Genomic DNA, 7,699 nt, shown 5'->3' with positions numbered 1-7,699 from the left:
CATCATCGGTTTGGTTGATAAAGCTAAGCAGATCTTGCATACCATCTTTCACGGTTGTCATCAGGGGTCACGACCCACTCAGCCTTCATCTTACAACTGATTTAGGATTGCTATAGTTTTGATGCGATCGTCTTGGTCAAGCGCGATCGTAATCGAGCGCTTGGGAACTGCGAACCGTTGCAGATCGTGAATGAGTTCGGGCTTCAATTTGCGAACCTTTTCGCCACCGATAACCTCGTTCTCTACCACACCGCCCCGTGCCCCGTAGAGCGCGATCGCGACATAGCCTTGAGACAGCAGACAGAGCGATTTCTTACCGCCCTCAGTCAGAATTAGAGGGATATCAACGCGCTGTTCTAACCACTTCCAGAAATTCGGGACGCGGGTTCGGGATGGCAAATTCGCGACAAAGCAGCATAGCGCTGCAAGGACTTCCTGTGTAGGGTTGCCTTGCTGGAGTGAATGCAATTCCTGGGTGTTCGGCTGCAAGAGTTTTTGCAGCTTCTCTAAGGCTTGATTCTGGATAAAGTTCTTTGAGGAGGAGGACGAAAAGCCCATCCCCGCTATCGCGCCACGCTCGATCGTTAACTGGCTGGCTCCAGATCCGCTCCACTTCTGAAGCAGCGTGTCTAGCTCGTTCTGCCTTGCGGCTTCTACTAAAAGTTTTAGCCATAAATCCTCTTGAGCAATGCTGTTGCGTTCGGTGATTTTTCGATAGATTCCGACAGTGACGGGAGGCGTAAAAGCCCTCGCACCTCTGCCTTTAATCGACTCGTATTTTTGCTCTTTGCCCGTCTTGTGATTAACTCTTGGATGCTCTGGCTTGGCTTGCCAGGGGTCATCGTCTTCGTTGAGGAAAACCGCCAAAGCTCTGTAGTTGTGGGGTTTGTGGGTTTGCCACTGACGAGAAACTTTCTGTCCTAAGAACTCGTTCGGCTCAAAATATCCGGTGTCCTCAACGATCTCGATCGCCGCGCTATAGAGGCAAGAATCGATCTCGCTGCCCACGATGCACTCATGCTCAAATCTCTGCGAAAAAGTCTCTAAAGTGGGGGTCGTTTGAAGGATAGATGCACTCATGACGCACCTCCTGTTTGGAGGAATGCCGCGTCTTCAAGAAGCACGATCTCGCTGTCAGGAAACGGCTTTATCCACCTCCAAAAACTGCGCTCTTGATAGCCAGTTGGTCGCCCCGCTTCACGCTCGATTTGTGCTGATTTTTTGAGGCTGAAGCGGTACGCAAGGACGCGCCAAGAAATCGCAGTACGCACTAGCAGAAATGCCCGTAAGCCCTTACCTGTAAAAGTTTTGCAGTTCTGGTACGCGCGTAATTTTTCGGTGCTGGCTGCGTACCGCTGCTTTTCTTGCGACGCGCTGCGGCACGATCTCAACGTGAAGGAGTGCGATTTTTGTCTTCGCCAGCGCGTCGCAATGCTGCAATTTCTCGATCGTTTCAGCTTGCAAAAACCGAAATCTTGGAGGAACGCGATGAAGCGATCAAGAAATCGTGCAAGAACGATCGCACATTTTTCGTTTTCTAGTATCCACTGAAACTTAAGACTCTTGCCCTGTAACGGTTCTATGCTGTAGAATGGTGGGCAGAAGCGAGAAAAAAGTTTATTAAAACTGTCTGAGCGTGAGCTAATATCGTGCATAGAATCTGTCACACAGATTCGATCTGTGGCTAGTGGTCTAAAAGCGCTCTAGTTTCTGAGGCGTGAACGCTTTTAGGTTTACAAAAACGAGAAACCCCTCTACCGACTGTTCACCAGTTGTGGAGGGGTTTCTTGTTTGGCGAGTTTCCGTCTCAATCTTTGTCGATCGGTTAGACCCCGATAGAGACAGTCCCGAATGACATCGGCTAAGATTTCGTCGCTCTCGTCAGCTTCTTGTTTGAGTCCAGCCTCAAGCGACTTCGGGATTCGTTGATTTAGCAGCGCGTAGAAACGATATTCCATGATGATTTTGTTATAAATCCGGTCTTGCAAGTTTGTAGAGATCATAGAGCCAAAAGTACATTTAGAGATCGTTACGATCGGTGAAATTACAAAAATTAAGCGTCTTACCGACTGCTGCCTTCTCGCATCGCCAAGCTGTACGACTATCCGACATACCTAACAGCAATTTTTGCCAGAATTCAGGAATTCCAAAAAGTGTGTACAGTGATAAATCAACATGACAAGTAGATTTATCAAAGTGGCAGCTTGCCCGTTGACATTTTGACGGCTTGGCTTGCAGCGTTTGAGAGAGAAAGCCTTACTGTAATCCCTGATAGGGTGTGAAAGTATTTAGTCACCCTGTCAAGTCAGCAAACAGCATTGGCGCGTTGTTAGGTAGGTAAAAAGAGAACTTTTTATGAAAAAAAGAAGACTTTTTATAATAATTAAAAGGTAGTATCACTATTTCCGTTACCTGGGTTTGGAGACAAGTAAATGCTTTCTGCACCATTCAACCTTCGACCGTGCAGAAAGTTGGATGGATTTAGTTCGTAGGCTTATTTTGTAATACATTGTGTGGCATTTGTGGCGTTTGTGTCACTTCATGGTGCTTCGTGGTGTTTCGTGGTGTTTGGTTCCAATCCTCTATCGCGCCCAACCCTCGATCGCTACCTCTACAAACTCTACATCCTCTATCGCCCCATCCAAAAACCGGACACACAACGAAACCGGACACGCGATCTAGGTCACACGCCTCGAAACAGCTTCAACGCCTGACCTAGATCGGTTTCTCCGATGAGGATGCAGCGCTTTAGCAGGTCTAGATCTAAACCCTCTAACCCTGGTAGCTCACTGCGATCGATGCGTTGATAACCACCCTCTCTCAAGTGATAGAGCGCTAACGTGCCATCTTCCCAGAACCACACTTCAGACACGCCTAACGCTCGATATTTAGGAAGTTTCGCAGTGTTGCCACTGGTAAAGACAACCTCGATCGACAGATCAGGGATTTTCTTCTGTCTCTCAAGCCAGTAGCTTTGATCGGCTTGCGTCGAAACAACGCCCTCAATTTCCTGTGTCTTATCACCCGTGGGTTTGAATGCGATTCCCTGATCAATTAAATAGATGCTGAGTAGAAAACCGATGACGTGTGTAAACGTGGCGTGATCCTCACCCGGCATAAAAATCTCGATCGTTCCATCGTAGTAAGTCAGCTTGGCACGAGAGATTTCCTCATAGCCTTTTTGGAGGTGTGTGAAATGCTCCCAGTTCCCTTGTAGAACCGTGCGATGGTCTGTAGTTTTGTCGAGTAGTTGCGTCATAGCCCCGCCCTCAAAATTTGTTCAGCCGTCAGTTGCAGGTCTGGGAATGTAGGAGAGATGACCCGATCTCCACCTCTAAATTGAGTTGGGGGTTGATAGCGATATCCCCTCTCTGCCAGACAATAAATTGAAATCGTGGGCTGTTTTAGGTTGCCTATGAAGTCGCGCCCTCCTAGCCCCAAGTAGTCAACGATCCAGTATTCTTGAATGCCAATCGTGCTGTAGTCTTCTACTTTCCGAGCGTAATCGTTTTGCCAATTAGTGCTGACAACCTCTACAACGAGCTTGATGGAAGTACCCAAGGTGATTACAGGCTCGTTTTGCCACAGGGGTTCTTTAACGATTTCAGCTTTATCCAGCACAACGGCATCAGGACGAAAAGCAGTCGAAGTTCCGAGCGGCTTAATTAGGCACCGAGTGGGCGTAAACCACCGAATATCAAGGCGATCAATTTCAGCGTTCACTTTGCGGAGAACAAAGGCAGCAACCTCTTCATGAGGTCCAGTCGGTTCCATATCGGTGAGTTCTCCATCAATTAATTCATAACGATCGTTGTCTCCATAGCGAGTGATGAAGTCATCGAAGGTCAGAAGTTTTAGAGCAGATTGTGTCATTAACGATCGCGCTCCAATAGAGAAATCAGCTTCGTGACACTTTCAGCTTGAGTTTGGGCTGTGGTTGCCTGTTGCTGAGTGATTTGCTTGAGGTCAGTAAAGCCAGTTGTCATGGCTTCTCTCAGGTCATTGATTCGTTCGGCTAACTCGGTGGTTGCCGTCGCTAATTGCCTGAGTTCGTACTGAATCCCGATCGTGGGGTCTGGCTGACTGGTCATTGGCGATCGCCCTCCCTATTTTCCCTTGCTCTCAGTTGCAGGGATATCTTTTTGCTTTGGAACATCCCCGCGTTCCTCTGCCTCCCTCACTGCTTTTTCAATGATGAAGTTGCACAGATTGGCAACGGGTCTTCCTTCTGCCTCTGCCCATCGTTCTAGCTTCTCGTTAATCGCGTCGGGAATAGTTAGCCCGATCCGCTTACTCATACCAGTGTTCTCTGTCATTTTCACCCTAATGTTACGACACGGTTTGTTGGATGAACCAAAAGTAACCTATCAATCACGTTTTAGTGATTGCAAGTAACGAATTGATGTTACCATGAGTTCCAAGAAAGGATCGCTAAGGAATTCGCAGAGACTCGAAACCGTTCCTTAGCCTCCATCCCAAAGCTTTTGCCCCATCCCCAAAAACCTATGACGACTCGAATTGTTCTGGACAGCGATATCCGATCGACCGTTGATCAAATTCAGGCAGTGACTAAAAGCCCGTCACCTTCTCACGCGATCGCCCTCCTGGTTTCTCGCTATGGGAAACACCTCATCGGCACATGGGAAGTTGACCCCGAACAGCCTTGCTGCACCGGAGGTGTTCGCTTGCCTGATCAAAAGCCTTAACGCCCCAAACCATCAGCCGAATTTACCTACCAGGACAAACGACCCATGACCCCTACAACCGAAGTGCAAAGACTCATCACGACACGCACCGCCATCCGTCACGAGATTCTAGTCAACCCTGGCAACCGCTACCTCGAATATGTCTCAGCGTCCGGTGCAATGATTCGACTGCCTAACGTGATCAGAGAGTTCGATCCATCCTGGGAAGACGTACCCGCCCCTTCTGCTGAGACGGTCATCATCCATCGCGACGGCACTCTCTACGCCGTTGGCACCGCAGCCAAGACGATGAAGGGCAAGAGCGCGTTTGATAAAGGCAAGCTCTCAATGATGCAAGATTCTGTGTTTGCAGCCTTAGAGCCGTCCTATGGTCAAAGCATTCTGAGAGTTGAGAACCTCAAGATTGCAGTTCCAGACGTGCGGAATGGGGAAGCGATCGCCCAATCGCAGAAGCTTCAAGGCACCTTTGAATACACTCGCAACGGGCAAGACGTGATCACCACGATCGCAAAAGTGACGCTGATTGAGGAGGCAACCGCCGCTTACAACTATGGGGTCAAGAATGACCTGTACCAGTGGCTTGATGCCGTCAATGGCGTGATTGACTTTGGCGGTGGCACCTCATCAGGAAGACTGTACAGCCCAGACGGGCTAATGCTGCGAGAGGCATCAATTACCCTACCAGGCACCAATCAGTTAGCCCAAATGATTCAGGCGAGGTTACTTAAGGAAACGTCTACCAGTGCTGACCTTTCCGCAATTATGGACGGCATCGAAAGCAGTTCTTATCAAGTTGGGCGCAATGGTGCAAGCTTTATGACTCACTTTGCCTCATGCCGTGACCAGTGGTTAGACGATATTCGCTCTAAAGCTATTAGCCAGTGGCAACCCTATCTAAACGACTTGGGTGAAGTGCTCTTGGGGTCGAGCCGAGATACGTGTAAAATAGTGCCACGGAACCCTAGAACGCTCATCACAGATGGCTTTCACCGCTCTCTATCGGCAGACTGATTGCGGATTCTAGTGGTTGCGGAATGTTCTGCAAATCCAGCACATAGTCTCCAAATCGCTTCAAATGCTTCGTCGTGTAGGGACTCAGCACTGCTAACGCCTCTCGGTCTACCGGGTAGCCCTCTGCACTCAAAGTTTGCACTACCCAAGAAATGTCTACTGCATTTTGGAGAATGACCGCAGAAGAGACGACATCTAAATATTTGAGCCGCTTCTCTTGCTCCTCCGGGTCATTCTCAGTGATGATGCCGTCTTTGCCAAAAAACATCCAACTGAGGAACTGATTAAACCCTTCCACAACATTCGTGCAAGCCGTAATCTGCTGCCGCAAATCTCGCTGAGAGATGTATTGCAACAGAAACACGGTTCGTACCACCTGCCCCAACTCTCGAAATGCCTGATAGAGCCTATTCTTGCGGCTGTAGGTACTGAGTTTACGCAAGATCGTAGACGGCATTAATTTGCCCGATTGAATTGATAACACCACTCGCATCAAGTCCTGCCAATGCGTTCGGATCAACTGCCAATCTACAACTCCTTTGAAAAGCGGTTCGATGTATTCATAAACTGCATCTTGATCCGGACGTAAGAAAATGTAGTCTTGCCAGTTGCGAATGCGCGGCATCAACTGAATCCCCAATAAGTAAGCCAATCCGAAGACCGGAGCCGATTGCCCTTGCGTATCGGCATGTAGGGTATCGGGCTGGATCTCAGACGTGTTTTTGAGCAGTCCGTCTAGGATGTAGACCGCTTCCCAGACTCCACAGGCAATGAAATGAGTGAACAGAGCAATGTAAGTATCAGAGACGTGGTGATAGGCAATTCCGCCATAGCCACCATAGCGAATGTGATATTCCGACAATAGATTGTTCTCATAGGTCTCAAACTTACAACCATCTGCTGCTGCCCGTTTACCCGTGCCCCAGATTTTCGGCAAATTGAGCCGAGCGTAAGCGTTGATCATGTCAGTCATCGCAGCTTGCAGCTTTTTGGCATTGATGTGACGACGATGAACCTAGGACAACTGATGAGAAGTCACTCGTCCTTTGGTATGCCGCGCGGTCTGATTGGGTCCGAGGTTACATCCCAAACCAAAGACTGTCAAAATATATCGTTCCAATGGGTCATCTAGTTTGGGTTCGGAGCCAGATTCAGGACCAAAGTGCCGTGTCCAATGCAACCAGTGCTCGACGTTAGCAAGAATATCGAGAATGCTCCGTTCAGGTAGTCGCTGGTGGATCAAGGCTTCCAACTCCCTAGCTCCGAGAGGTTGAGGCAGTGCTTGGATTCGCTTGAGTACCGGCTCCCCATTCTGTGAAAATGTCACTTGCGTTCCGTCTTTGCAAATCTGGTCTACTTCAACCGCCGTTTGAGTCAGCCAAGTCGTCAAGTGAGCGATGAATTCATCTGGCTCAGAGGGAATGCCCAGTTCTTGACAGAAGGACTTTAACTGAGGTTGACATTCCTGCCAGCTCAGCAGTTGTTCTCCAAAATCAGCATAGGATTCTGAGCCAACAACACAGACATCGCCTGTCTTCAGCTCAGTGGCGAGATAGGTGAAGATACAAATCTCTAGTTGTTGCCGCACCACACCGGCTGTGCCATCTTTTTTGACAATCACCAATCGTCGCCAGGAGTCGCTGGCGAAACTGAGATCAAGGGTTTTGGCGGATAACCACTGACCCCGGCGGTGCTCATGTTCCAACACAAACGCCAAGGCTTCCATTAAGGACTGATCTTGAGTTGTAGAACGAATATCAAGCGAGCGGACGAGCGTAAACAGCAGTTTGCGATAGCGACTGTAAAACCGCCACAATAAGGGTAAGTAATTGTCACTGTTGTAAGCAGCGATCTCTTCACACTGCTCTAAGAGGGTGTTTTAAAAGTTGTAGCGGGTCAAATTTTACGCCAAGCGCTTGACCATAATCCGAATCATTGCCAGATAGATAAAGGTCTCTGATGTTTCTGGCAATAACTCATAG

The 7,699-nt window shown here is 48.7% G+C and carries 10 protein-coding genes and 1 pseudogene; 3 read left to right on the top strand and 8 right to left on the bottom strand.

All coding sequences use genetic code 11. From position 1 onward, the window contains the following. Positions 1–90: 90 nt before the first annotated feature. The 3 genes from BRW63_RS26405 to BRW63_RS26400 all read right to left on the bottom strand — a co-directional run bounded on the left by BRW63_RS26405 (position 91) and on the right by BRW63_RS26400 (position 2,003). The gene (locus tag BRW63_RS26405; protein WP_073075296.1) at positions 91–1,080 is read right to left on the bottom strand and encodes a DUF3854 domain-containing protein; all 990 of its coding nucleotides are present in this window, start codon (positions 1,078–1,080) and stop codon (positions 91–93) included. Continuing rightward, the gene (locus BRW63_RS27950; protein WP_143162129.1) at positions 1,077–1,655 is read right to left on the bottom strand and encodes a hypothetical protein; all 579 of its coding nucleotides are present in this window, start codon (positions 1,653–1,655) and stop codon (positions 1,077–1,079) included. The genes BRW63_RS26405 and BRW63_RS27950 overlap by 4 nt, the downstream gene beginning before the upstream one ends. A gap of 99 nt (positions 1,656–1,754) precedes the next feature. Then, the gene (locus tag BRW63_RS26400; protein WP_073075295.1) at positions 1,755–2,003 is read right to left on the bottom strand and encodes a hypothetical protein; all 249 of its coding nucleotides are present in this window, start codon (positions 2,001–2,003) and stop codon (positions 1,755–1,757) included. Positions 2,004–2,541: 538 nt separating this feature from the next. Here BRW63_RS26400 and BRW63_RS28645 point away from each other — a divergent pair. After that, positions 2,542–2,682 (top strand): hypothetical protein, encoded by a 141-nt coding sequence (locus BRW63_RS28645; protein ID WP_181314514.1) that lies wholly within the window; start codon positions 2,542–2,544, stop codon positions 2,680–2,682. Between the two features lies 1 nt (position 2,683). On the opposite strand, the gene BRW63_RS26395 is transcribed toward BRW63_RS28645, so the two are convergent. The 4 genes from BRW63_RS26395 to BRW63_RS26380 are packed head-to-tail and all read right to left on the bottom strand — an operon-like array spanning position 2,684 to position 4,298. Then, on the bottom strand, positions 2,684–3,259 hold the full coding sequence (locus tag BRW63_RS26395; RefSeq protein WP_073075294.1) for a Uma2 family endonuclease: 576 nt from the start codon (positions 3,257–3,259) through the stop codon (positions 2,684–2,686). After that, positions 3,256–3,873, bottom strand: coding sequence for a Uma2 family endonuclease (locus BRW63_RS26390; RefSeq protein ID WP_073075293.1), 618 nt, complete (start codon positions 3,871–3,873; stop codon positions 3,256–3,258). Before BRW63_RS26390 ends, BRW63_RS26395 begins: the two co-directional genes overlap by 4 nt. After that, complete coding sequence (locus BRW63_RS26385; protein WP_073075292.1) at positions 3,873–4,091, bottom strand: hypothetical protein; 219 nt, start codon at positions 4,089–4,091, stop codon at positions 3,873–3,875. The genes BRW63_RS26390 and BRW63_RS26385 overlap by 1 nt, the downstream gene beginning before the upstream one ends. A gap of 15 nt (positions 4,092–4,106) precedes the next feature. Further along, positions 4,107–4,298 (bottom strand): ribbon-helix-helix domain-containing protein, encoded by a 192-nt coding sequence (locus BRW63_RS26380; protein ID WP_073075297.1) that lies wholly within the window; start codon positions 4,296–4,298, stop codon positions 4,107–4,109. Between the two features lie 207 nt (positions 4,299–4,505). Between BRW63_RS26380 and BRW63_RS26375 the strand changes: the two genes are divergently transcribed. Next, positions 4,506–4,706 carry a hypothetical protein gene (locus BRW63_RS26375; RefSeq protein ID WP_073075291.1) on the top strand — a complete coding sequence of 67 codons (201 nt, stop codon included), beginning with the start codon at positions 4,506–4,508 and terminating at the stop codon, positions 4,704–4,706. A gap of 45 nt (positions 4,707–4,751) precedes the next feature. Next, on the top strand, positions 4,752–5,717 hold the full coding sequence (locus BRW63_RS26370) for a ParM/StbA family protein (RefSeq protein ID WP_073075290.1): 966 nt from the start codon (positions 4,752–4,754) through the stop codon (positions 5,715–5,717). On the opposite strand, the pseudogene BRW63_RS29330 reads toward BRW63_RS26370, so the two are convergent. Further along, a pseudogene (locus tag BRW63_RS29330) lies at positions 5,680–7,443 on the bottom strand (Tn3 family transposase). The gene BRW63_RS26370 and the pseudogene BRW63_RS29330 sit on opposite strands and share 38 nt — an antisense overlap. Positions 7,444–7,699: the final 256 nt, after the last annotated feature.

The sequence above is a fragment of the Phormidesmis priestleyi ULC007 genome (assembly GCF_001895925.1).
In the GTDB taxonomy this organism is placed as follows: Bacteria; Cyanobacteriota; Cyanobacteriia; order Leptolyngbyales; family Leptolyngbyaceae; genus Phormidesmis_A; species Phormidesmis_A priestleyi_A.
The sequence above is the reverse complement of the archived record's forward strand: the minus strand, read 5'-3'. Positions and strand labels throughout refer to the sequence as shown.